Source organism: Micrococcus terreus (genome assembly GCF_900116905.1).
GTDB classification, from domain to species: domain Bacteria; phylum Actinomycetota; class Actinomycetes; order Actinomycetales; family Micrococcaceae; genus Citricoccus; species Citricoccus terreus.
Map to the genome: position 1 here is coordinate 221,958 of NZ_FPCG01000003.1, position 24,737 is coordinate 246,694.

A 24,737-nucleotide genomic window follows, 5' to 3' on the forward strand; every position below is an offset into this window, starting at 1 on the left:
CCATGAACCTCGTCTCCCTGGCGCCGCTGGCGGTGCTGCTGCCCATCCTGGGTGCGGCTGCCGCCTTCATGATGGTGCGCAAGCCGCGCGTGCAGATCACCGTCACCGTGGTCACCATGACCGTGACGCTGATCCTGGAGTGCCTGCTGCTGGCCTACACCTGGGACACCGGGGCCACCGCCGTGTTCATCGGCGGCTGGGAGTCCCCGTGGGGCATCTCGATGGTTGTGGACCGGTTCTCTGCGCTGATGCTGGTGGTCTCCTCGGCCATCGTGCTGGCGGTGCTGGTCTACGCCTCCGCCCAGGGCGTGACGGACACCGACCAGGGCGGGCCCGTCTCGATCTTCCACCCCACCTACCTGATCCTGGTGGCCGGTGTCTCCAACGCGTTCCTGGCCGGCGACCTGTTCAACCTCTACGTCGGCTTCGAGATCCTGCTGACCGCGTCCTATGTGCTGCTCACGCTGGGCGGCACCGGTCCGCGTGTTCGCGCGGGTGTGACGTACGTGGTGGTCTCGGTGATCTCCTCGGTCATCTTCCTGATCGCCATCGCCATGATCTACGGCGCCACCGGAACCGTGAACATGGCTGACCTGGCCGTCAAGCTGGCCGATCTGGACCCGGACCTGCAGATGGTGCTGCACCTGATGCTGCTGGTCGGCTTCGGCATCAAGGCGGCGGTCTTCCCGCTCTCGTTCTGGCTGCCGGACTCCTACCCCACCGCGCCGGCGCCGGTCACCGCCGTGTTCGCCGGACTGCTGACCAAGGTCGGTGTGTACGCGATCGTCCGGACCGAGACCCTGCTCTTCCCGGGGGACCGGGTGAACAACCTGCTCATGGTGGTCGCCGCCCTGACGATGATCGTGGGCATCCTGGGTGCGCTGGCGCAGAACGACATCAAACGTGTGCTCTCCTTCACCCTGGTCTCGCACATCGGCTTCATGATCTTCGGTCTGGCGGTCTCCTCGGTGCTGGGGTTGGGCGCCACCGTCTTCTATGTGGTCCACCACATCACCGTGCAGACCTCACTGTTCCTGGTGACCGGACTGATCGAACAGCGGGCCGGCACCGCCAACATGGACCGGCTCGGCGGCCTGGCGCGCATCTCCCCGATCATCGCGGTCCTGTTCTTCATCCCGGCCATGAACCTGGCGGGCATCCCGCCGTTCTCCGGCTTCTTGGGCAAGATCGGCCTGATGACCGCCGGCGTGGGCCTGGGCACCCCGCTGGCCTGGGTGCTGGTGGGAGCCTCCGTGCTGACCTCCCTGCTGACCCTGCTGGTCATGGTCCGCGTCTGGGCGCGCGCGTTCTGGCGCAAGGTGGAGGACGTCGAGCACCCTCCGGCCAAGCTGACCAACGCCGCCAATCAGGACCGGGAGGAGCGCACCGGCCGCCGCCGGGTCGCGGCCGGCATGCTGGTTCCCACCGTCGGTCTGGTGTCCTTGGGCGTGGCATTCACGGTCGTCGCCGGACCGCTCTACAACCTCTCGGACCAGGCCGCCCGGGACATGCTGGCCCGCACCCCGTACATCGAGGCCGTCCTCGGCCCGGAGGCCGCCGCCAAGGCCGAACGCGATCTGGAGCTTCTGGACGAGCAGGGCATCAACCGGACCGACGACGGCAGCGTGGGCCCGGGCAACGGCCAGGGCCTGGAAGCTCCCGTGGACAGCGACGGCCAGGACACCGGCACGCGTCCCGGCGAGTCTGGCGGAGACGATGACAGCTCCGGTGAACCGGTGGACACCGAGAACGACACCGACGAGGGGGTGCAGCCATGACCGACCAGACACGTCCTACCGCGGCGGAGGCCTCCGCCCACCAGGATCAGGACAGCGAGGACGAGCGCCTGTCCGTCTGGAGCCAGTGGCCCCTGCTGATCGGGCTGGCCCTGGTCTGGGGTGCACTCTGGCAGGACTTCAGTCCCGGGGTGCTCCTGATGGGCGCGCTCTACTCGCTGGTGATCCTCTGGTTCTACCGGCTTCCCCGGGTGAAGTTCAGCGGTCGGATCAACCTCTGGTACGTGCTGGTGTTCACCGCCCGGTTCATCGGCCGGATCATCACCGCCTCGATCGCCGTGGCCTGGGATGCCATCTCGCTGGGACCGAAGATCGTCAACTCCGTGGTGGCGGTGCACCTGCGCTCCCATGACGACCTGATCGTCACTCTCACCGGGCACGCACTGGCCCTGATCCCCGGGTCCCTGGTGATCGACGTGGACCGGCCCTCCTCCACCCTGTACCTGCACTGCCTGGACGTGACCAACGAGGAGGAGGTCGAGCACTTCCGCGAGGAGGCGCTGGCCACCGAGGCCGCCATCATCCGGGCCATCGGCTCCCGGGAGGACCTGGAGCTGGTGCGTGAGGGCGAGCGCGGCGCAGACACCCGGCGGAATCGGCAAACCGAGGAGGAGTCCGCATGAGCCTGATGCAGATCGCCGCCGTGGTATGCCTGGTGCTGCTCACCGCCGGAGCGGCCGGAGCCATCTATCGGATCGCCAAGGGACCGTCCATCCTGGACCGCGTGGTCGCCACCGACGTGCTGTTGATCATCGTCTCCTCCGCCCTGTGCGTGGAGATGGCCCTGAACCACCACACCAGCAACATCGTGTTCGTGGTGGTGGCCTCGGTGATCGGCTTCGTGGGTTCGGTGACGGTGTCCCGCTTCGTGGCTGACCGTCGGAAGGAGACCAGCTGATGCTTGAGCTCGACTCGAATGCCTGGGTGGTCCTGACCGACAGCATCGCCGCCGTGCTGCTGATCCTCGGCGCGAGCCTGTCCACCATCGCCGGCATCGGCCTGCTGCGCTTCCCGGATCAGCTGAGCCGAATGCATGCGGGCACCAAGCCCCAGGTGCTCGGCCTGCTGCTGATGCTGCTGGCGCTGGCCTTCGCCTGGCGCGCCTGGGTGTGGATCCCGGTGCTGCTGCTGGCCTGGGTGCTGCAGATGCTCACCGCCCCGGTGTCCGCCCACCTGGTGGGACGGGCCAGCTACCGCACCAAGCACCTGAACAGGGACCTGCTCTACGTGGATGAGCTGTCCGATGTGGTCACCCGTCAGGACGACGAAGGCCAGCCCGCGGAGAAGGCCTCAGACCAGCAGTCCGTGCCGCGGCAGGACCGCAACGACGGCTACTGAGAGACTCTCTGAGCCGGGCTGGCCCTGAGTCGTGGACCCTGTGGGTCCGGCACCTGGTGGGTGCGGTGCGGATCAGACCTCGCCGCGGCCCAGCCGCTTGGCCGAGGTGGACTGAGCGGCCAGCTTGTCCATGGCCGAGGCCGCGCCGCGCTTGGAGGCCACGCGGATCATCGCGGAGATGCCTGCCGAAATGGTGGCGAAGGTGATCGCACTCCACATGTTGGCCTCGGTGTCGTCCAGGTCCTTGGGGGCGTCGTGGCCGGTGATGGCCTTCCAGCCGAACTCCACCAGCTTGGTACCGATGATGCCGCCGCCGATGGTGATGCCGGTGGCGATGAGCTTCTGCAGAACGTTGTTCATGGGGTGTCCTCCTGGCTGGTCGTGGGCACGTGCCTTGTCCGAGGATCAGCCTACCGCCGGGTCACCGTGCTGTGTCGTCATCCGGATCGCCCAGACCGGTCCGGTGGCCTATGCTGTCTGGACAACGACAGGGGAGCGCCACACCGGCGCTGAGAGTGCGCCCGGCGCAGACCCTCGAACCTGACCCGGTTAGGACCGGTGGAGGAAGTCGAGTTCTCACTGAGCTGTCACCGCACGGGTGACCAGCCCATCCCCTCCTTGATCCTGAGGAGGACCACCATGAGCGCACCGAGCGCACCCCGCGACCGCACCGCGTCGCCCACGAGCACCACAACCACCAGCACCACCGCCCGCCCGGCCCAGCGCTCCTGGCGCGTGGTGGACATCGTGGTCGCGGCCGTCGTCGCCGTGGCCTGCGGCGTCATCTTCTGGGCCTGGAACCTGGCCTACGCCGGCATCGGCGGACTGTTCGTGGCCTTCCCGCCCTCCTCCGGCCTGGTCGCCGGGATGTGGCTGTTCCCCGCGGTCCTGGGCGGGCTGCTGATCCGCAAACCCGGTGCGGCTCTGTTCACCGAGATGGTCGCCGCCGCGGTCTCGGCCCTGCTGGGCTCCCAGTTCGGCCTGACGGTGCTGGCCTCCGGATTCGTCCAGGGCCTGGGCGCGGAGATCATCCTGCTGCTGTTCCTCTATCGCCGCTTCACCCTGCCCGTCGCCCTGCTGGCGGGTCTGCTGACCGGGATCCTGGGCGGCATCAACGACGCCCTGATCTTCAACTGGTTCCCCGAGTACACCTTCGAGTGGAAGCTGATCTACGTGGCGTTCATGGCTGTCTCGGGCGTGATCATCGCCGGCCTGCTCTCCTGGCTGGCCACGCGCGGACTGGCCGCCACCGGTGCCCTCTCTGCGCTGGCCTCGCGCCGGGCACATCAGGAACCTGTGGTCTGATCGGTGGCCATCATCGGTGCCGAACAGACCCCCGGCTTCCCGACGACGGCCCCTCACCACTGCGCCCCGGCGGCGGTTCCGCGCGGGGCGCGGGTGCAGGCCCAGGGATGGGGCTGGAAGCACGCCGGGCGGGACCGTCCGGCGGTGGCCGGACTGGAGATGGACATCCCCGCCGGGCAGCGTGTGCTGCTGGTGGGTCCCTCCGGTGCGGGCAAGTCCACCGTGCTGCATGCCCTGGCCGGGGTGCTGGACGGTGGGGACGAGGAATCCGAGCAGACCGGGACGCTGCTGATCGAGGACATCCCCGCTGGTCAGCAGCGCGGGGTGGCCGGACTGGTCCAGCAGGACCCCGAGTCCCAGGTGATCCTCTCCCGGGTGGGAGACGACGTCGCGTTCGGGGCGGAGAACCTGTGCGTGCCCCGGGCGGAGATCTGGGACCGTGTGCGGGGCGCCCTGCAGGAGGTCGGCCTCGGCCCGGAGGAGGGCATCACCCTGGACCGGGACACCTCCCGGCTCTCCGGCGGACAGAAGCAGCGGATGGCCCTGGCCGGGATCCTGGCCATGCGCCCGCCGCTGGTCCTGTTGGACGAGCCCACGGCCAACCTCGACCCCGAGGGGGTCCTGGAGGTGCGGGACGCCGTGATGCGACTGGTCGAGCGCACCGGGGCCACCCTGGTGGTGGTCGAGCACCGGCTGGACGTCTGGGCCGAGCACGTGGACCGGATGCTGGTGTTGGAGCCGGCCGGCGGGATCAGCCATGATGCCGCCCCCGCGGAGCTGCTGGCCCCCGGGCCCGTGCGGGACGAGCTGGCCGCGGCCGGGATCTGGGTCCCGGGGTATGTGCCCGAACCCGTGGAGCTGGAGTCCCGTGCCCTGCGCCGCGTGGTGGAGCACTCTGACGAGCACGACCCCCGCTCATCGTCGGTCTCCGACGCATCGAACAGCGCCGTGCTGCTCACCGGGACCGGGCTGTCCGTCTCCCGTGAGCCGCGCACGCCCGGATGGCGTCGACGCTTCTCCGCGCCGCCCGCCCCCGCGCAGACCGACCTGGATGTGGAGCTGGACGGAGGCAGCGCCGTCGTGGTGACCGGTCCCAATGGGGCAGGGAAGTCCACGCTGCTGCTGAGCCTGGCCGGGCTGATCCCTGTCCATGCCGGGATGCTGGCCGCTGGGGCTGCCCTGAAGGGCCCGCGGGGAGCGGATCTGCCGGATGACCCGTTCCGGTGGAAGGCCGCCGATCTGGTCAGCCGCGTGGGGACGGTGTTCCAGGAGCCGGAGCACCAGTTCGTGACCACCACCGTGCGCAAGGAGGTCCTCTACGGGCCGCAGCACGCACGGGATCCGCGGTCCGGGGAGCGCCTGTTCACCGACGAGGAGGCCGAGCAGATGGCCGATGACCTGCTGGAGCTGCTGGGGCTGACCCACCTGGGGGAGATGAACCCGTTCACCCTCTCCGGCGGGGAGAAGCGGCGGCTCTCGGTGGCCACCGTCCTGGCCGCCGGGCCGGACCTGGTGTTCCTGGACGAGCCCACCTTCGGGCAGGACGCGAACACCTGGGCGGTGCTGACCGGGCTGCTGCGGCGGCTGGTGGCGGAGGGACGGTCCGTGGTGGCGGTGACGCACGATCGGGACTTCATCGACGTGCTGGACGCGAGGGTGGTGGCGCTGAGATGACCGCCGTGTTCCCCGCCGGGGCCATGCGCTCGGACCAGGGTGTGCCGTTCGACCCCGCCGCGCCGTCCCGCCCCCAGCGGGCGTCCCTGCTGGAGCGGGCCAATCCGTTGGCCAAGCTGCTGGCGCTGTTGCCGGTCACGGGTGTGCTGGTGGCGTCCATGGACTGGGTGTCCTCCGGGATCGTGCTGCTGGCCGCGGTGGCGCTGCTGCCGGTGTCCGGGATCCGTCCGCTGGAGTTCCTGCGCCGAGCCTGGATCCTGGTGCTGGCCGCTCTGGTCTCCGCCTGGGGGACGGCCCTGGTGGGGGAGGACTCCGGTGCCACGCTGGTCGCGGCCGGACCGGTGACGCTCTCCGAGGGGTCGGTCATGGCCGGCCTGGCCACGGGCCTGCGCATTCTGGCGGTGGCCCTGCCGGGCGTGATGGTGTTCATCACCACCGACCCCACCGACCTGGCCGACGCCCTCTCCCAGAAGGCCAAGCTGCCGGCGCGGTTCGTGCTGGGCTCCCTGGCAGCGTTCCGGCTGCTGGCCGTGCTGACCGAGGAATGGCGGACCGTGGGCTACGCCCGGCGGGCCCGCGGGGTGGGGACGGACGGCAACCTGGTCCACCGGACCGGGTCCTGGCTGGGGCAGGCCTTCGCACTGCTGGTGCAGGCCATCCGCCGCGCCACCCGGCTCGCCGTGACCATGGAGGCCCGCGGGTTCGGGGCAGGGGAGCGGACCTGGGCACGGGAGTCCCGGTTCACCGCCCTGGACGCCTGGGTGATCCTGGGCGGGATCGCGCTCGCCGTCCTGGCCGCCGGACTCTCCGTGGCCACCGGCTCCTGGAACCTGGTCTGGGCCTGACCCAGCGGTCTCCGCTCAGTCCACGGGGCCGTGCGAGCCCGGGTCCAGGTCCTCGGCGAGGAACGCGGAGAGCTGCTCGGTGAGTTCGTGGTCCACGGTCAGCTCCACTCCGTCCAGGTGGGTCACCGGGGCCACCAGTCGGACCGAGGACACCAGCCACAGTCCGTCCGCGTCCATCAGGTCGTCCGGCACCAGCGGCCCGTAGCCCAGCTCCCAGCCGGCGCGCTCGGCCGCGGCGAAGATCACGCCCTGGCTGGTGCCGGGCAGGATGCCGTTGCGCCGCAACGGGGTGATCAGCTCCACGCCTTGGGTGCCGTCCGCTCGCGGCACGCGCCGGGCCATCAGCACGGTGGAGGTGGGGCCCTCCAAAACCTTGCCGTCCGAGGAGGTGAAGATGACATCATCCGCTCCCTGGGACTTGGCGTGACGCATGGCGGCCATGTTCACCGCATAGCTCAGCGTCTTGGCGCCCAGCAGCAGCCACGGTGCCCGCTCCTGTACACCGGACTCGTAGCCGCGGTCCAGCAGCAGCACCTTCAATCCGGTCTCACGGGCATGGCTCGAGGCCTCGGACACCGGCGAGACCAGCGCCCAGTACGTGCCCGTCAGCTGCTCCACCCGCGCGGGACCGGACGGCGCGCTGGAATCCAGCCCGCCGGCGTCGAGCCCTCCTCCATAGTGGCCGCCTCCCGGAGCGGCCTCCGGACCGCGGGTGGCCACCAGCTTCACGACGGCGGCCCGGCCAGGATTACCGGCGGCGAAGACTCCCAGCCCCGCGGCGATCCCGTCACGCCAGTCCTGCTCGGACGGGACCGGGATCTGGGTGGCCTCGGCGGAAGCGGCGAGCCGGGCCAGGTGCGCGGCAGACTTGCGCAGGTGGAACCCAGCGCCGTCCTGACCCTGGCCGGGGGTGGCCATCAGGGTCTCGAAGATGCCGTCGCCGCGCGTGACGCCCTGGTCGGTCACGGTCAACGCCGGCAGCCGGGGGTCCTGGACCTGCGCGGTGACGGTGCCGGATGCCCGGTCGGGGGTGAGCATGACCAGCACGGAGCCGCCCGCTTCCGGCACGAAGGACTGCGTGGTGGGTGCGGTGTGCTCGGTGGACGACTGCTGGGGGCGCGGCAGGAGCTGGTCAGGCTGAACGTGCTTGACGAGACGGCGAGAGAACATGGTCTCAGCCTAGTGTTCAGCCGCCCGTGGACGGGACAGGGCCGTGAGGATCAGAACCGCCCCCACCGCGTTGAGTGCAACCCACGCGATCACTGCCGGGGCGCTTCCCGCCTGGTCGGCCAGGAGGCCGCCGCCGATGCTTCCTAGGGGCACCACTCCCATGGACAGGGTCCGCCGAGTGGCTGAGACCCGCCCCATCAGAGCGCCCGGTGTGAGCTCGGCGGCCAGGCCAGCGAGCAGCACGTTGTACGTCACCATCACCACGCCCCACAGGAAGGTGCCGGCACCCAGCCAGAGGACCGCTCGACCTGGATCTGCCAGGGCTACCAGTGTCAGGGCAGCAACGGGAGGCAGCATCAAGACTGACGCTCTGAGCACGGCCGGAACTCCGAGCCGGGTCCCCGAGGGCACTGCCACGAGTGAGCCGGTCAGTCCGCCCAGCGCTCCAGCCGTGACGAGGGCGCCGAAGACCGCGGGCCCCAGGTCCAGCACTCGGAGGATCAGCACCACCTCGATGGCGGAGTAGGAGGCCAGGCCCAGGTTGATGGCCATGACACCCCACGTCATGCGCCACAGGGGGCGGATCTCACGCAGCGTGGTCCAGCCCTCGCGCGCCTCACCGAAGAAGCGTCTGAATGCACGTGCAGGTGTGGCGGCCTCGTCGCGAGAGTCCTGGTCCGTCTGGTGCGTCTGAACCGGCGGGAGAACCGTCAGCTTCAGCACGATGACGGCGCCGAGTGCTATGAAGGCCGTGGACAGGCCCAGGGTGGGGCCTGCGCCCAGGACGGCGACGAGTGCGCCTGCGGCTGCGGGGACCACCAGTCCGATCACCGACTCGGCTGACTGCAGGCGTGCCACCAGGGAAGCGACCCTGTCCGTTCCGACCGCGCGAGGGACGACGGCGGTCTGCGCGGTCTCGGTCACCACCCCAGCGGTGCCCGCCAGGGCGGCGACCACGTAGAGATGGGGCAAAGACAGCGCATCCAGTAGTCCGACAAGGACCACGGTGGAAAGCAACCCGGCGCGCGTGAGACCGGCGTTCAGGATCAGACGAGTGGTGGGAGAGCGGTCGACCAGGACGCCGATGGGAATGCCGAGCACCAGGAAGGCCAGCGTTCCCAGGGCATTGAGCAGACCCATCTGGGCCGCGGTGGCTCCTAAGATGGTGACGGCCAAGACGTCGAGAGCCAGATCCGCACCCTGGCGTCCTGACGCATCGACGGCATTGGAGAGGAGCAATGGCAGACCGCGACGTGGTCGATTGCCAGGTTCGTCGGGCGCGCGGGGGCCAGGGGCGGATGGAATGGAAGACATGAGTCACCTCAGGACAGCTGTGGAAGGAATCAGAGCATGTCGACACTGACCCGTGCACATCGGTGTGCGGGGCCGTGGGGCGTCAGATGACTCAGTTGGAGTCGCTGCGGGCTCTGAAGAACACGTCCTGGTCCTGAGGTGGAGGAGCTGCGCTGGGCAGTCGGTCGATGTCGTCGACCTGCACTGAGCCTAGCGGCTGCGCCGGAGCCGGGGGATCAGGGCCGCGGCCGCGCAGCCCACCCAGAGCCACGTGGTGGCCGGAGTGCCCATAGCGGCACCCACCAGGCCGGCGAGCAGTGCCCTGATCGGCATGATCCCGACGACCAGGGTCCGTTGAACGCCCAGGACGGTGGCGAGTATCTGCGGTGTGCGGTGGGCAGAGGCTCGGGAATCGGTCAGGCGCTGGAGGTGACCCGGCAGTCCGCCTGGGAGCGCTTCACCAAAGACCAGTCCGGGAGCTGACCGGCCGGAACGTTCCGGACAGCAGAGCGGGCCGACGGTGGATCACCGTCGGCCCGCTCTGTGTCTTGAGTTGGTCAGCGCTTCAGCTGGACAGCTGCCCAGCGTGCTCCCACCGCCAGGGTCAGTGGGCGGCGTGGCGTCCGGACGGGGCCGGCTGCTCGGCCGCCGTGTCCGCACCCTCGTGGTCGCCCACGTGCTCGAAGCCGTGGCTGCGCTCCAGTGCGGAGCCCTCCACGTCCACGTTCGGCATGATCCTGTCCAGCCACTTCGGCAGCCACCAGGCGGCATCGCCGAAGAGGTGCATCAGGGCCGGCATCAGCAGCAGGCGGACCAGGAACGCGTCTACCAGCACGCCAAACGCCAGGCCGAAGCCGATCGGACGGATCATCGCCGACTCGGCGAACACGAATCCGCCGAACACCGAGATCATGATGATCGCAGCAGCGGTCACCACCGCCCGGCCGGCATGCAGACCCTCCATCACGGCCACGCGCGCCTTCGAGCCATGCGCATAGGCCTCGCGCATCCCGGAGGCCACGAACAGCTGATAGTCCATGGCCAGCCCGAACAGCACGCCGATCATGATGGTCGGCAGGAAGGAGAGGATCGGGCCCGGGTTGTGCACCCCGAACAGCTCCGAGAGCCAGCCCCACTGATAGATCGCGACCACTCCGCCCATGGCGGCGAACACCGAGAGGATGAACCCACCGGTGGCGATCACGGGCACCAGGAGGGAGCGGAACACCAGGATCATGATGATCAGCGAGAGCCCGACGACGACCCCCAGGTAGAGCGGCAGGGCGTCAGAGAGCTTGTCCGAGACATCGATGAACCCGGAGGTCATGCCGGCCACGGACAGGTTGGTGGCCTCGCCGGCGGCCTCAGTGCCGCGCAGGGTCTTGACCAGCTCCTCGGTGGAGACGGCGTTGGGGCCCTCTTCCGGAATCACCTGGAACATCATCACGGACTGGTCCTCGTTGACGGCGGCAGGCACGGCGGAGACCACGTGGTCCATGCCGGCCAGCTGCTCGCCCACGGCGATCTGCTGGTCCATGACCTCGCCCTCGTCCAGACCGGAGGGCAGGTCTGCGGTGACCACGAGCGGACCGTTGCGGCCCTCGCCGAACTCCTCGCCGATGGTCATGTAGGACTGGTGCGCGGCGGACTCCACGGGCTCCGAGCCGCCGTCCGGCAGGCCCAGGCGCATGGAGAAGAACGGGATGGCCAGCACCACGAGGATGCCGATCGCCAGCACCGAGGTCAGCACTGCACGGGCGGTGGACATCGGCTGACGGGAGGCCGGCTTCGAACCGGACTCATCCCGCACCGAAGCGGCAGCGGAGCGGCCGGCATCGGTGGCCAGGGTGGCGGACCCGGCGGACTCGCGACCAGCCTGCTCCTGGTGGCGCAGTCCACGCTCCACCAGCTCGGCCTCCTCGGCCGTGGCCGCCGCACCTGCACCGGTGAGGGCACCGGAGGCCTGGGTGGAGCGGGAGGCGAGGGAGCCGTCGTCGGGAAGGCCTGCCTGCGGATGTGCCGCGGCCAGTGCCGAGCGCTCCTTCCTGCTCAGCACGCGGTGCCCGATCAGGCCCAGCAGGGCCGGGGTCAGGGTGGTGGCGATCAGCACGGCCACGGCCACGCAGACCGCGCCCACGGTGCCCATCAGGCCCAGGAACGGGATGCCGGTGACGTTCAGGGCGGCCAGCGCGATGATCACGGTCAGGCCGGCGAACACCACGGCGTTGCCGGAGGTGCCGTTGGCCAGGCCGATCGACTCGTGCAGGGGCATGCCGTCCTTGAGCTGACGACGGTGACGGTTGATGATGAACAGCGCGTAGTCGATGCCCACGGCCAGGCCGAGCATGATGCCCAGCACCGGGGTCACCGAGAGCATCTCCACCACACCGGAGAAGGCCAGGGTGGCGGTGGCGCCGATGCCCACGCCGATCAGCGCGGTCAGGATCGGCAGGCCGGCGGCCACGAAGGTGCCCAGCATGATCAGCAGCACGATGGCCGCCACGATCAGGCCGACCACCTCGGCCGGGCCCACGATGCTCGGGATGGTCTGGGACAGGCCCTGCGTGGGCAGCACCTCCACGCCCTCGATCTCCGCGGTCTCCAGGGTGTCCACCACGGCAGTCTGGTCAGCGGCGTCCACGTCCAGCATGGGGGTGGTGAACAGGATGGTCCCGACGGCGGCGCTTCCGTCCTCCGAGACGCTGCGGAAGTCCTCGGTAAGGGTCAACAGCGACTCGCCGCGCTCCAAGTCCTGCGTGCCGGACTCGGCCTCGGCCACGCCCTGCTCGAACTCGGCCTTCTGCTCCTCCAACTGAGCGCGCCCCTCCTCGAGCTGCGCACGTCCCTGGTCCAGCTGGGCCTGCTGTGCGTCGAGCTGCTGCTGCTGGGCATTGAGCTGACCCAGCATGGCAGCAGGTGCTCCGGCGGCCTCGGCCTGGGCGCGGGCCTCGTCCAGCTGCGCCTGACCGGCGTCCAGCTGCTCCTGGCCGGAGTTCAACTGGTCCTCGGAGGCCTGGAGCTGCTCCTCGGCCTCGGCGATCTGGGCCCGGCCGTCCTCGATCTGGGCCTGACCGTCCGCCAGCTGGGTCTTGCCGTCCTCCAGCTCCTGGCGCTGGTCCTCGATCATCTGGTCGGTCTCGAAGGGGTCTACCACCGAGTCCACGCCGGAGAGGCCCTCCACCTCAGTGAGCAGATCGGCGATCTCGGTGCGCTGGTCCTGCGTCAGCTCGCCGCCGGACTCGCTGCGGAACACCACCTGGCCGGAGCCGTTGGCCGCCTCCGGGAACTCCTTCTGCAGGCGGTCGGTCACCTCCGTGGTGGGGGTGCCCGGGATGGTGATGGACGTGGTCAGCGTGCCGGAGAACGCCAGGAAGGCGCCCACCGACAGGGCCAGTGCCACGATCCAGGCGACGATCGCGGCCCACGGCTTCGTTGAGGATGAGAAGCCGAGGCGATAGAGCAGTTCGGCCATGAGCAGGCCACTCCTTCGGGTCCGGGGAGGATGGTGAGGGAAAGTTCAGGTGAGGTCGACAGACACGGCGACGGAGCCGCCGTCGTACATGCGCCCTGATCTATAGTAGACGCAACGTCTCGTATTCAAAATGCGCCCTGGGTCACACTCGTCTCCCCGGGCAGACCTGTCTGAAGGAGCCTTCGGTGAGCGCTGAGCAGAGCCCGGACCCCGCTGAGGAGCCCGCGCGCCGCGGACGGCCGCGCAGTGAGGCCTCACGACTGAAGGTGCTCACCGCTGCCGCGCGGCTGATGGTGGAGGGCGGATTCGAGCACCTCACCGTGGAGGGGATCGCCGCTGAGGCCGGAGTGGCCAAGCAGACCGTCTACCGCTGGTGGGGCTCCAAGGCCGATGTGGTGGTGGAGACGATCGCCGACGGACACCTGCCCACGCCCGTGGAGGGACCTGAGGACACGGGGGACCTGCGTGCCGATGTGCGGGCCTGGCTCGAGGAGATCTTCGGCGCCGTGGAGCTCGGGGACACCTCACGACTCGTCCGGGCCCTGCTGGCGGCCCTGGCCTCCGCCTCGGAGACCGCCGCGGCCATCAACGCCGCGCTGATCGAACCCATCCAGGAGGGGCTGCGCGAGCGGTTCGTGCTCGAGGCGCAGCGCCGGCCCGGTGCCCTGCCCTCGGATCCCGGGTTCCTGGCGGACACCGTGGGCGCCAGCGTGCTGCTGCACATCATGCTGGGCGATCCGCTCGAGCAGCAGTGGATGCAGCAGCTGCTGGACCTGGTGGCGCCGGCGGGCAGTAGGCTGGACTGATGCTCTGGCCCGTCGCCGAGTTCGGCATGTTCCCGCAGTGGCTCACCATCCTCATGTGGATCGCCGACGTGGCCATCCGTCTGCTGCTGCTGGGCATCGTCCCCGGCAACCGGCGCCCCGCCACAGCCATGGCCTGGCTGCTCATCATCTTCTTCCTGCCCCTGCCCGGGCTGGTGCTGTTCCTGTTGGTCGGCTCCTTCCGCCTGGGCGGGCAGCGCCGGTCCCGGCAGGAAGCCGTCAACGAGGAGCTGCGCGAGGCCACCGAGCACCTTGAGCTTCCCAACGAGGTGGGCCACGCCCCGGAGTACGTGCGCTCGGCCGCCGCGCTGACCCGTCACCTCACCGGGTTCCCCATGCTGGACGGCAGCCACTTCGAGTTCATCACGGACTACCGCCAGTCGCTGCACCGGATGGCCCAGGACATCGACGGCGCCCAGAAGTACGTCAACCTGATCTTCTACATCTTCTCCGAGGACCCCAAGGACCGGCAGGGCTACGTCTCCGAGGTACTCCAGGCCCTGGAGCGCGCGCAAGCTCGCGGAGTGAAGGTGCGGGTGCTGTTTGACCACATCGCCACGTTGCGCGTCACCGGGTACTTCTCGCTCAAACGGCGCCTGCGCGAGGCCGGGATCGAGTTCCATGTGACCATGCCGGTGCGGCCGCTGCGTGGTCAGTACCAGCGCCCTGACCTGCGCAACCACCGCAAGATCCTGGTGATCGACGGGGAGATCGGCTACACCGGCTCGCAGAACTTGATCGAGCCCGGGTACAAGCGCCGCTCCGCGCACGCCATGGGACGCGAGTGGGTGGACCTGATGGCCCGGGTGACCGGCGTGACCGTCACCTCCCTGGACGTGGTGTTCGCCACCGACTGGTTCGCCGAGACCGGGCGCCACCTGCTCGGAGAGCTGCGCATGCCCACGGACGAGGAGTACCGGCGCACCGAGGGCACGATCGCCCAGGTCATCCCCTCCGGCCCCGGATTCGTCACCGAGAACAACCTGCGCCTGTTCAACCACCTCTTCTACGCCGCCAAGCACCGCCTCACCGTGGTCAGCCCCTACCTGGTCCCGGACGACTCCATGCTCTACGCGATCACCACGGCGGCGCAGCGGGGCGTGGAGGTGGAGCTGTTCGTGTGCCGCAAGGCCGATCAGTTCATGGTGCAGCACGCCCAGCAGTCCTACTATGAGGCTCTGCTGCGCTCCGGCGTGCGGATCCACCGCTACCCGGACCCGGATGTGCTGCACTCCAAGCTGTTCACCGTGGACGACGACGTGGCCGTGTTCGGCTCCTCCAACATGGACATGCGCTCGTTCTCGTTGAACATGGAAGTCTCGGTCATGCTGGTGGGTGCCGAGTCCGTGGACGCGCTGACCCAGGTGGTGCAGCAGTACCGCGAGGTCTCTGAGGAGCTCACCCTGGACGAGTGGCTGGCCCGGCCGCGCTCCCACCGCTGGGTGGACAACGTGTTCCGGCTGACCTCGGCCCTGCAGTAGGTGCAGGTTGAAGCGTGTAGGGGTTGGTGGGGGTTGGTGAGCCTCGGAGCGGACGGTTCTCGGCTCCTCACCCCCTTCTCGGGACATCTGGAGGTGTTCGCGGGGGTCAGCGTGTCCCGGGAAGGGGGTGGACGCACTGATCAGCCCCGATTTGTCCGGGTTGGCTCAGATCACTCCGGGAAGTCCGACCCCAGCACGCCCAGCACGCCGCGGGCCTTGGTGCGCACCTCGTCCCACTCCTCCTCCGGGACCGAGTCCGAGGTGATCGCCCCCCCGACCCCGAGCGAGAGCCGGGTGGCCGGTTCCCCGCCGTCCGGGTTCCCGCCCCTGTCCTCACGTCTCACCCCGTGCACCACCACCAACGTGCGGATCAGCACGTTCAGGTCGGCCGCCCCGTCCGCAGACAGGTACCCCGCCACGCCGGAGTAGACACCGCGCGGTCCCGACTCCAGCTCCTCGAGGATGTCCATGGTGGAGATCTTCGGTGCCCCGGTCATCGAGCCGGGCGGGAACGCGGCAGCGACGGCGTCGGCGCGCGGCACCCCGGGCTGCAGCCGGGCGGTCACCGTGGACACCATCTGGTGCACGGTGGGGTAGGACTCGATGGCGCACAGTCGCGTGGTGGCCAGGGTCCCGGGCACGGCGAACCGGGAGAGGTCGTTGCGGGCCAGATCCGTGATCATGATGTTCTCGGCGCGGTCCTTCACGGACTCGGCCAGCTCCCGCGCCAGCGCCGCATCCGTCTCCGGGTCCGCCCCGCGCGGCCGGGTGCCCTTGATCGGCTCGGTCACCAGGGTCCCGTCCGCCCCGATCCGCAGGAACCGCTCCGGGCTGCTCGAGACCACCTCGGCGTCCAGCCCGTCGGCCCCAGCGCCGGTCACACCCGAGCCCTCCAGCCGCACGCGTGCGTACAGCGTGAACGGCGCCGGGTTCGCCGCCACCAGCCGGCGGTACACCGACCACCCGTCGAACCTCACATCACCGAACAGCTCGGCCTGCAGCTGCGTGGTCAAACACACCTCATAGGAGTTGCCCTGCCGGATCTGCTCCTGCGCCGCGCGCACCGTCCCCAGGTAGCTCGCGCGCTCGTCGCGCAGTCGGAACATGGGCCCGGCGATCTTCTCACCCTCCGCAGTGCTCGGCTCCACCTCCGTCCCGACGACGGCCAGCACCTTCTTCGCCCAGGCCTCGCCTGCGCGGTCCTCGGCAGACCAGAACAGACAGACGGTGCCGGTGCGGTGGTCCAGCACCCCGCCGCGATCCGGCTGGAAGAACAGCGCGTCCGGCAGATCGCGTGCGGCACGGCCGGTGGCGGCCCCGTCCGGGGATCCGGTCTCGCGCTTGAGCTCGTGGCCCATCCAGCCCAGCCAGCCCGGCTGGAAGGGGACGCCTTCGGGGGAGGAGGCGGCGTCGTCGGGAATCCGGGGCGTGGGCCAGGCCGAGGCCAGCCAGCTGAAGAAGCCCTGCTCGCGGCGGACGGTGACCGCGCCCTGGCGCACCGTGGTCACGCCGTCCCGGTGCTGCATCACCGGGCCCGCCGAGGCCGAACCCAGCCCGAAGATCGAATGCCCGCTGCGGTGCGGATCCGGGGTAACGGCGTGGTCGGAACTCTCCAGCAGCACGGCCAGCTCGGCGTCCGGACCGCCCGCGGCGGCGAAGAGCTCCTGGACGGTGGTGGACGAGCCCTCGAGATGCACTGTGCGCCAGGAGTGCCGGCGCTGTGGCGGACCGGGCACCAGGCGCAGTGCGGGCTCCCACGCGGGCAGCAGCCGCAGCGCCTCCAGCACCTGTGCGGCGGCGGGAGGGGCGTGCGGGGTCTGCTCACCGACCCGCAGGATCAGTTCAGCCTCCTCGGCCACCGGGTCCTGCGCCAGGTAGGCCCGCTCCTGCCGCGCCCACTGCTCCCAGTGCCGCTCGAAGGTCTCCCCGTCCCGGTCCAGGGCCCGGCGCCGGCGCTCGGTCTGGTCCAGCTCCACCCACACCACGGTGTCCAGCAGGGTCCGGGCGCTCCGGTTCCCGGCGCCCACGCCTTCGATGATCACGACGTCGGCCGGTTCGGTGCTGGCGGCACGGCCCGGCTGGTCGGTGGTCCAGTCCCACCACCTCCAGTGTGCGGTGCGGCCCTGGGCGAGGGGCTCGAGGATGAGGTCGGCGAGCTCCTCGACGGTGTGGGACAGCCCGTCCCAGCCGGGGTAGATCGAGTCCAGATGGAACACCGAGATGCTGAGATGGGGACGCAGCAGGGCGGCCAGTTCCAGGGCCAGGGAGGTCTTGCCCGCGCCGGAGCGTCCGTCGATGCCCAGCAGCATCGGGAGGGGCCGGTTCACCGGGTGCTCGGCTCCGCGCGGGGCGGTTCGGTCCCGCGGATTTGCTCTTCGGCGTCCAGCATGCCGGCGGTGGCGGCTTCCAGGACGGCTGCGGCGGTCTGCATCTCCTGCTCGGTGAACTCGGAGAGGTGGCGCATCAGGTGCTGGGCCAACGGGGCGAAGATGGCCCGGCCGTCCTGGGTGGCCGAGTCGGTGTGCCGGACCAACACCCGGCGGCGGTCCGTGCTGGAGCGCTCGCGTTCGGCATGGCCATTGGCCACCAGGCGGTCCACGAGCGCGGTGGTGGAGGCCGAGGTCAGGTGCAGGAGCCGGGCCAGGTCCGTGGGGGTGGTCTCCAGTCCCTCGGCGTGACGCTGCATCAGCACCGTGAGCGCTCGCAGATCGGTGCGGTGATGGCCGCCCACGCTGCCGGCCATGTCCGTGGCGCGGTCGGCGGACTCGGAATAGCGGCGCAGGGCCTGGATCAGCCGGAACGCGCTGACGTCGCGCGGGGACGGGGCTGCGGCAGACGGTGGGCCCTGGGGGGCATGGGGGGCAGGGTGAACGGCGCTCTCGCGGGTCACTGCGCCTCCTTCTGCCGTGGGTCAACGGCTGATTCTACTGCTCAGCCTGTGGCGGAGACGGTGAGGGATCTCTCCGACGGAACTATCTCGATCATCGAGGGATTACCGTAGGATGTCCAGCATGACCCCACCCTCCTCTGGTTCTGGGCGCCATCGCGCCCCTGGCGATCCCTCCACTCCGGACAGCGGCATCCCGGAGACTTCCGGCTCCAGCGTGGCCACCGCCGACGCTGACCGCAGCGCCCGCAACGACTCTGGCGCCGGCACATCCTCCGGAACCTCCCGACCCCAGCGCGGGCGAGGCATCGCGCTCCGGGTGGTGGCGGCCGTCGTGCTGGTGCTGGCCTGGCTGGCCGGCTCCGCTGTGGGCGGACCGACCTTCGGCAACCTCAGCGAGGTCTCCTCCAATGACCAGTCCACCTTCCTGCCGGCCTCCGCGGAGTCCACGCAGGCTGGGGACTGGGTGAGCAGGTTCACCGAGTCCGAGCAGATCCCCGCGATCGTGGTGGCCAGCGCCGCCGACGGGCAGACGCTGGCCGAGGACGATGACGCCGTCACCGAGCAGCTCTCCGCCTTCGGTGAGGAGCTGACCGGCGTGGAGGGCGTGGACCAGCTGATCGGCCCGCAGGTCTCTGAAGACGAGCAGGCCGTGGAGTACATCCTGCTGCTGGACGCCGAGAACGCCTCCCCGGAGGACACCGTCGAGTCCCTGCGTGAGGTGGTGACCGCCTCCGCCGGCGACGTGGCCGCGCTGGACGCCGAGTCCGTGCACGTGGCCGGACCTGCAGGCCTGGCCGCCGACCTCGCCGGGGCGTTCGCCGGGATCGACGGCATCCTGCTGATCGTGGCCCTGTCCGTGGTGTTCGTGATCCTGGTGCTGGTCTACCGCTCCGTGCTGCTGCCCATCCTGGTGCTGCTGAACTCGGTGGGCGCGCTCTGCGTGGCCGTACTGGTGGTCTACTGGATGGCCAAGTGGGAGTGGATCGCCCTGAACGGTCAGTCCCAGGGCATCCTGTCCATCCTGGTGATCGGCGCCGCCACGGACTACTCGCTGCTGATGGTGGCGCGGTACCGCGAGGAGCTGATGGTCCGCGAGGACGTCTGGGAGGCACTGCGCCATGCCTGGAAGGGCTCGTTCGAGGCGATCACCGCCTCAGCGGCCACCGTGGCGGTCGCCCTGCTGTGCCTGCTCTTCTCCGACCTGAACTCGAACCGTTCGCTCGGCCCGATCGCCGCGACCGGGATCGTGCTGGCCTGGCTGTCCTCGCTGACCTTCCTGCCCGCACTGCTCTACGTGTCGCGCCGGGCCGCGTTCTGGCCCTCCATCCCGCGCCCGGGCAAGTCCCGCACCAAGAAGGGCAAGACCTACACCCAGCCCGAGTTCGCCGACGGCCGGAAGATCGCCGGACTGGAGCAGGACCACGGCGTGTGGACCAAGATCGGCGCGCTGGTGGCTCGCCGGCCCCGCGCCGTCTGGACCATCACCGCCGCTGTGCTGCTGGCCGGCGCGGTGGGCATCACGCAGCTGCAGGCCAGCGGCGTGGCCCAGACCGATGTGCTGCTGGGTGAGTCTGACGCCAAGTCTGGACAGGAGCTGATCGCCGAGCACTTCGACGCCGGCACCGGTGCTCCCGCCACGGTGGTCGCCCCCGCTGAGCGTGCCGACGAGGTCCTGTCCGCGGTCGAGGAGACCGACGGCGTGGCCAGCGCCTACCTGACCGCCGAGGGCGGTGCCCCCGCCGGCACCCCGGACCCGGAGGCGATCGAGCAGCTGCAGGAGGAGGCGCGCGCCGCCGCCGAGGCCGGCCAGGGCGCTCCCGCCGAGGGTGCCGGACCTCCTCCCGGGGTGACCGGTGGAGACGGTGAGGCTCCTGCGGAAGGTGCCGGGCCGCCGTCGGGAATCTCCATGGAGGACATTCCCACCCTGGAGCCTCAGGAGGTGGACGGCAAGGTCTACCTGCAGGCCACCCTGGAGAACCAGGCCGACTCCGCCGAGGCCGAGCAGACCGTGGTGGAGCTGCGTCAGACCCTGCACGGGATCGACGACTCCATCCTGGTGGGTGGCACCACCGCCACCGCGCTGGACTCCAACACCACCGCCCAGGCCGATCTGCGCCTGATCATCCCGCTCGTGCTCCTGGTGGTGCTGGGCATCCTGATGATCCTGCTGCGCTCGGTGCTCGCCCCGGTGCTGCTGGTGCTGGCCACCGTGGTCAGCTTCGGCACCGCCATGGGCATCTCCGCCCTGGTGTTCAACCACCTGTTCAAGTTCCCGGGGGCGGATCCGTCCGTGCCGCTGTACGGGTTCGTGTTCCTGGTGGCGCTGGGCGTGGACTACACCATCTTCCTGATGACGCGCGCCCGCCAGGAGGCCGTGCAGATCGGCACCCGCCCGGGCGTGCTGCACGCGCTGACGGTGACCGGCGGGGTGATCACCTCGGCGGGGATCGTGCTGGCCGCGACCTTCGCGGCGCTGGCCGTGATCCCGCTGATGTTCATGCTGCAGCTGGCGTTCATCGTGGCCTTCGGCGTGCTGCTGGACACCTTCCTGGTGCGCTCGCTGGTGGTCCCGGCGCTGACCTACGACATCGGACCGAAGGTCTGGTGGCCCTCCAAGCTCTCGCGTGCGGAGGAGCCGCGGCAGTTCGCCAGTGAGGACTTGGACGCCGAGCAGCGCCGCGAGCTGCAGAACGTCTGAGTCCGAGCTGAGGTGGGCTGAGTTGAGCGAATTGTCGCGAAGCTGTCGCTCTGAGGCGCCCTGAGCGGTGCCATTCCGACAGCTTCGCGACAATCGAGCGCCCTCGGGCACGGCACAGGCCCGGTACGACGACGGCCCCTCACCTTTCGCAGGAAAGGTGAGGGGCCGTCGTCGTGACGGTGGCGCAGCGGAGGAGGCGTCAGGCCTTCTTGGCGGCGGCCTTGCTGGCCGCGCCCAGCTCGGTGCTGGCCTCGCCGGTGGCCAGGGTGCCGTCGGCGTCGGTGAGGAAGGAGCGCATGAACCACTGGAACAGCTCCAGCTCGGCGACCTGGCCGATCAGCATGTCCTCGGACACCGGGTCCAGCTCGCCGACCTCGTCGATGGCGTCCCGGTGGTCGGAGATGACGCCGTCGTAGACCTGGTCCAGGGCGGCCAGGTGCTCCAGGGTGCCGGCCCGGCCCAGGGAGTAGTCGTCCCAGCTGCGGTCGGCCACGATCGCTCCGGGGGTGCCCTTGGGGGAGACGCCCAGGGTGGCGATGCGCTCGGCCACCACATCCACGAAGGCACGCACGGTGTCGATCTGCGGGTCCAGCATCTCGTGGACGCCGATGAAGGAGCGGCCCACCACGTTCCAGTGGGCGTGCTTGAGGGTCAGCTGCAGGTCGTTCAGGGCGTGCAGGCGCTCCTGGAGGATGTCAGCCACGTGGTGACCGTCCTTCAGGTCCAGCCCGGGCACGGTGTAGTTGGCCGGCTTGCTGGTGGTGACGGCGGACTTGCGTGCGGTCGACTTCTTCGTCGTGGAGCTCTTGGTCTTCTTGGCTGCCATGGATGACACCTTCCTGCTCGTCTGAGGTCCGCCCGGAGGTCCGGGGCGGAACGGGGCACGCCGGGGTGGACGTGCCGTTGCCCTCATCCAAGCACCGGGGGTCCCTCAGGGCCAGCGTTGTTCGCCACTGGCGTTCGCCGTGCGCGAGCAGTTCGAGCGCGGATCCCCGGGCCCGGGAATGAATCCGCGGGATGCCCGGTTGTACCCGGTGAACGAAGTTGAGTCCGCTCCACTCAAGTCTGATTGACAGCGGCGGGGCGGACGTGACACCTTGTGTGTCGAACGCTCAAGGGCGTGACTGGCTTCGTACCAGCAACAGACCTGTAGTCCTGATGAAAGGAACCGCGCATGTCCCGTGCAGTGGGAATCGACCTCGGTACCACTAACTCCGTCGTCTCCGTCCTGGAGGGCGGCGAGCCGGTGGTCATCGCCAACGCTGAAGGCTCCCGCACCACCCCGTCGGTGGTCGCCTTCTCCAAGTCCGGAGAGGTCCTGGTCGGCGAGATCGCCAAGCGCCAGGCCGTGAACAACCCGGAGCGCACCCTGGCTTCCGTCAAGCGCCACATGGGCACGGACTGGAAGGTGGAGATCGATGGGAAGGAGTACACCGCTCAGGAGATCTCCGCCCGTACCCTGATGAAGCTCAAGCACGACGCCGAGGACTACCTGGGCGAGAAGGTCACCGACGCGGTGATCACCGTGCCCGCGTACTTCAACGACGCCGAGCGCCAGGCCACCAAGGAGGCCGGTGAGATCGCCGGTCTGAACGTGATGCGCATCATCAACGAGCCCACCGCGGCCGCTCTGGCCTACGGCCTGGAGAAGGGCAAGGAGGACGAGCTCATCCTGGTCTTCGACCTCGGTGGCGGCACGTTCGACGTCTCCCTGCTCGAGGTGGGCAAGGACGAGGACGCCTTCTCCACCATCCAGGTCCGCGCCACTGCCGGTGACAACCGCCTGGGGGGCGACGACTGGGACCAGCGGATCGTGGACTGGCTGCTCCAGCAGGCCAAGTCCAAGGGCGCTGACCTCTCCAAGGACAAGATCGCCCTGCAGCGTCTGAAGGAGGCTGCCGAGCAGGCCAAGAAGGAGCTGTCCTCCGCGACCTCCACCAACATCTCCCTGCAGTACCTCTCCGTCACCGCGGAGGGCCCGGTGCACCTGGACGAGCACCTGTCTCGCGCCAAGTTCCAGGAGATGACCAACGACCTGCTCGAGCGCACCCGCAAGCCGTTCCAGGACGTCATCAAGGAGGCCGGTGTCAGCGTCTCCGAGATTGACCACGTGGTCCTGGTGGGCGGTTCCACCCGTATGCCGGCCGTGGCCGAGCTGGTCAAGGAGCTGGCCGGCAAGGAGCCGAACAAGGGCGTGAACCCGGATGAGGTCGTGGCCGTGGGTGCTGCTCTGCAGGCCGGTGTCCTCAAGGGCGAGCGCAAGGATGTGCTGCTGATCGACGTCACCCCGCTGTCCCTGGGCATCGAGACCAAGGGTGGTGTGATGACCAAGCTGATCGAGCGCAACACGGCCATCCCCACCAAGCGGTCCGAGACCTTCACCACCGCTGAGGACAACCAGCCCTCGGTGTCCATCCAGGTCTTCCAGGGCGAGCGCGAGTTCACCCGGGACAACAAGCCGCTGGGGACCTTCGAGCTGACCGGCATCGCTCCGGCTCCGCGCGGCATGCCGCAGGTCGAGGTCACCTTCGACATCGACGCCAACGGCATCGTGCACGTCTCCGCCAAGGACAAGGGCACCGGTGTGGAGCAGTCCATGACCATCACCGGCGGCACCTCGCTCTCGGATGAGGACATCGACCGCATGGTCAAGGACGCCGAGGCCCACGCCGAGGAGGACAAGAAGCGCCGCGAGGCCGCCGAGCGGCGCAACGCCGCCGAGCAGTCCGCCTACTCCGTGGACAAGCTGCTCAAGGACAACGCGGACAAGCTGGACGACTCGGTCAAGACCGAGGTCCAGGCCGACGTCGACGCCCTGAAGGCCGCCCTGGAGAAGCAGGACAACGACGACGAGGTCCAGGCCGCGTTCGAGAAGCTGCAGACCTCCCAGGTCAAGATCGGCGAGGCCCTGTACGCCTCCCAGGCGGCTGACGCCGGTGCAGAGGGCGCTGACCAGGCCAGCGCATCCGGTGCGGATGCCTCCGCCGACGAGGACATCGTGGACGCCGAGGTCGTGGACGAGGAGGAGCCCGGGGACAAGAAGTGACCCCGATGCTCCACCGCATCTGACCGGTTCCGGGCCGGCCGGTCCTGCCCTGACGGCAGGGTCGGCCGGCCTCGGAGCACCGGTCCACACCCCGTCCGCACCCACCACACAGACCAGGAGTGAGACACATGCCGCATCACGGCAACGAGGACGAGCACCAGAACGAGCAGGAGCCGGTGAGCTTCCAAGACAAGCGCCGGATCGACCCGGACACCGGCAAAGTGCGCGACGGCGGCACCGCACCGTCCACAGACCAGGGCACCGAGGGGTCCCCGCAGGACGCGAAGGGCGCAGAGTCCGCCGGCGCAGCTGACCAGGGCGAGGACGCCGTGTCACAGGCCGAGCAGATCCTGCGTGACGCCGCCGATGCTGAAGGGCTCTCCGAGGAGGAGGCCGCCCTGGCCGGGACGGTCAGCGACGCTGAGGCTGGCGCCGGCTCCGCCCGCGAGGAGGAGCTGCGCACCGACCTGCGGCGCCTGCAGGCCGAGTTCGTGAACTACAAGCGCCGCGTGGACCGGGACCGCAACGTCGCCAGGGACACCGCCATCCAGTCCATGCTGACCGCGCTGCTGCCGGTCCTGGACGATCTGGACGCCGCCCGGGCCGCCGGTGACCTCACCGAGGGACCCATGGCCTCGATCGCGGCCAAGCTGGACCAGATCCTGGCCGGTTTCGGCCTGGAGCGACAGGACCAGGAGTCCCTGGCCGGGCAGGAGTTCAACCCCGCCCAGCACGAGGCCATGCTGCGTCAGCCCAGCGAGGAGGTCCCCGCCGAGCACATCGTGCAGGTCTTCCGCAACGGCTACGTACGGGGCGAGCGTGTGCTGCGCGCCGCCCAGGTGATGGTCTCCGCCGGCAAGGGCTGACCATCAGCCGCCCCGGCAGCAGCACAGCAGACAGCAAAC

General features: G+C 69.7%; 19 protein-coding genes and 1 riboswitch. Of the genes, 12 read left to right on the plus strand and 7 right to left on the minus strand.

Annotated features, from left to right (window positions below; genetic code table 11):
* The first annotated feature begins 2 nt into the window (after positions 1–2).
* Genes BM355_RS05440 through mnhG form a run of 4 tightly spaced genes read left to right on the plus strand, consistent with a single transcriptional unit; the run spans position 3 to position 3,134 of the window.
* Positions 3–1,778 carry a Na+/H+ antiporter subunit D gene (locus tag BM355_RS05440; RefSeq protein ID WP_091695818.1) on the plus strand — a complete coding sequence of 592 codons (1,776 nt, stop codon included), beginning with the start codon at positions 3–5 and terminating at the stop codon, positions 1,776–1,778.
* Positions 1,775–2,419 carry a Na+/H+ antiporter subunit E gene (locus tag BM355_RS05445; RefSeq protein ID WP_091695821.1) on the plus strand — a complete coding sequence of 215 codons (645 nt, stop codon included), beginning with the start codon at positions 1,775–1,777 and terminating at the stop codon, positions 2,417–2,419. Before BM355_RS05440 ends, BM355_RS05445 begins: the two co-directional genes overlap by 4 nt.
* Positions 2,416–2,694, plus strand: a complete 279-nt coding sequence (locus BM355_RS05450; protein ID WP_091695823.1) for an MrpF/PhaF family protein — start codon at positions 2,416–2,418, stop codon at positions 2,692–2,694. Before BM355_RS05445 ends, BM355_RS05450 begins: the two co-directional genes overlap by 4 nt.
* The gene (mnhG, locus tag BM355_RS05455; protein ID WP_091695825.1) at positions 2,694–3,134 is read left to right on the plus strand and encodes a monovalent cation/H(+) antiporter subunit G; all 441 of its coding nucleotides are present in this window, start codon (positions 2,694–2,696) and stop codon (positions 3,132–3,134) included. Before BM355_RS05450 ends, mnhG begins: the two co-directional genes overlap by 1 nt.
* A 72-nt stretch (positions 3,135–3,206) precedes the next feature.
* On the opposite strand, the gene BM355_RS05460 is transcribed toward mnhG, so the two are convergent.
* Positions 3,207–3,494, minus strand: coding sequence for a DUF4235 domain-containing protein (locus BM355_RS05460; protein ID WP_091695827.1), 288 nt, complete (start codon positions 3,492–3,494; stop codon positions 3,207–3,209).
* A gap of 119 nt (positions 3,495–3,613) precedes the next feature.
* Positions 3,614–3,718, plus strand: a riboswitch (TPP riboswitch).
* Positions 3,719–3,773: 55 nt separating this feature from the next.
* On the opposite strand from BM355_RS05460, the gene BM355_RS05465 reads away from it, so the two are divergent.
* Genes BM355_RS05465 through BM355_RS05475 form a run of 3 tightly spaced genes read left to right on the plus strand, consistent with a single transcriptional unit; the run spans position 3,774 to position 6,958 of the window.
* The gene (locus BM355_RS05465) at positions 3,774–4,439 is read left to right on the plus strand and encodes an ECF transporter S component (protein ID WP_091695829.1); all 666 of its coding nucleotides are present in this window, start codon (positions 3,774–3,776) and stop codon (positions 4,437–4,439) included.
* 3 nt (positions 4,440–4,442) lie between these two features.
* Complete coding sequence (locus tag BM355_RS05470; RefSeq protein ID WP_342715197.1) at positions 4,443–6,113, plus strand: ABC transporter ATP-binding protein; 1,671 nt, start codon at positions 4,443–4,445, stop codon at positions 6,111–6,113.
* 23 nt (positions 6,114–6,136) lie between these two features.
* The gene (locus tag BM355_RS05475; RefSeq protein WP_091696067.1) at positions 6,137–6,958 is read left to right on the plus strand and encodes an energy-coupling factor transporter transmembrane component T family protein; all 822 of its coding nucleotides are present in this window, start codon (positions 6,137–6,139) and stop codon (positions 6,956–6,958) included.
* A 15-nt stretch (positions 6,959–6,973) separates the two neighbouring features.
* Here BM355_RS05475 and BM355_RS05480 read toward each other — a convergent pair whose 3' ends face one another.
* The 3 genes from BM355_RS05480 to BM355_RS05490 form a co-directional block, all read right to left on the minus strand.
* Entirely contained in the window at positions 6,974–7,996 is a 1,023-nt protein-coding gene (locus BM355_RS05480) for an aminotransferase class IV (RefSeq protein WP_091696072.1), read from the minus strand.
* 141 nt (positions 7,997–8,137) lie between these two features.
* Positions 8,138–9,442 (minus strand): MFS transporter, encoded by a 1,305-nt coding sequence (locus BM355_RS05485; protein ID WP_091695831.1) that lies wholly within the window; start codon positions 9,440–9,442, stop codon positions 8,138–8,140.
* A 583-nt stretch (positions 9,443–10,025) separates the two neighbouring features.
* Positions 10,026–12,893, minus strand: a complete 2,868-nt coding sequence (locus BM355_RS05490) for an MMPL family transporter (protein ID WP_091695834.1) — start codon at positions 12,891–12,893, stop codon at positions 10,026–10,028.
* Between the two features lie 185 nt (positions 12,894–13,078).
* Here BM355_RS05490 and BM355_RS14455 point away from each other — a divergent pair, with 185 nt between their 5' ends.
* Positions 13,079–13,699, plus strand: a complete 621-nt coding sequence (locus BM355_RS14455; protein ID WP_218154312.1) for a TetR/AcrR family transcriptional regulator — start codon at positions 13,079–13,081, stop codon at positions 13,697–13,699.
* Entirely contained in the window at positions 13,699–15,198 is a 1,500-nt protein-coding gene (gene cls, locus BM355_RS05500) for a cardiolipin synthase (protein WP_091695837.1), read from the plus strand. The genes BM355_RS14455 and cls overlap by 1 nt, the downstream gene beginning before the upstream one ends.
* A gap of 170 nt (positions 15,199–15,368) precedes the next feature.
* Here the strand turns inward: cls and BM355_RS05505 are convergent, their stop codons facing one another.
* Both BM355_RS05505 and BM355_RS05510 read right to left on the minus strand, forming a co-directional pair.
* Positions 15,369–17,525: a chorismate-binding protein gene (locus BM355_RS05505; RefSeq protein ID WP_342715199.1), complete on the minus strand. Its 2,157-nt coding sequence runs from the start codon at positions 17,523–17,525 to the stop codon at positions 15,369–15,371.
* Complete coding sequence (locus tag BM355_RS05510) at positions 17,522–18,088, minus strand: MarR family winged helix-turn-helix transcriptional regulator (protein WP_245760619.1); 567 nt, start codon at positions 18,086–18,088, stop codon at positions 17,522–17,524. Before BM355_RS05510 ends, BM355_RS05505 begins: the two co-directional genes overlap by 4 nt.
* Positions 18,089–18,209: 121 nt before the next feature.
* Here BM355_RS05510 and BM355_RS05515 point away from each other — a divergent pair, with 121 nt between their 5' ends.
* Positions 18,210–20,786: an MMPL family transporter gene (locus tag BM355_RS05515; RefSeq protein WP_091696077.1), complete on the plus strand. Its 2,577-nt coding sequence runs from the start codon at positions 18,210–18,212 to the stop codon at positions 20,784–20,786.
* Between the two features lie 199 nt (positions 20,787–20,985).
* On the opposite strand, the gene BM355_RS05520 is transcribed toward BM355_RS05515, so the two are convergent.
* Positions 20,986–21,612 carry a Dps family protein gene (locus BM355_RS05520; protein WP_091695843.1) on the minus strand — a complete coding sequence of 209 codons (627 nt, stop codon included), beginning with the start codon at positions 21,610–21,612 and terminating at the stop codon, positions 20,986–20,988.
* 348 nt (positions 21,613–21,960) lie between these two features.
* Between BM355_RS05520 and dnaK the strand changes: the two genes are divergently transcribed.
* Positions 21,961–23,832 carry a molecular chaperone DnaK gene (gene dnaK / locus BM355_RS05525; protein WP_091695845.1) on the plus strand — a complete coding sequence of 624 codons (1,872 nt, stop codon included), beginning with the start codon at positions 21,961–21,963 and terminating at the stop codon, positions 23,830–23,832.
* A 128-nt stretch (positions 23,833–23,960) separates the two neighbouring features.
* Entirely contained in the window at positions 23,961–24,698 is a 738-nt protein-coding gene (locus BM355_RS05530; protein WP_091695848.1) for a nucleotide exchange factor GrpE, read from the plus strand.
* Positions 24,699–24,737: the final 39 nt, after the last annotated feature.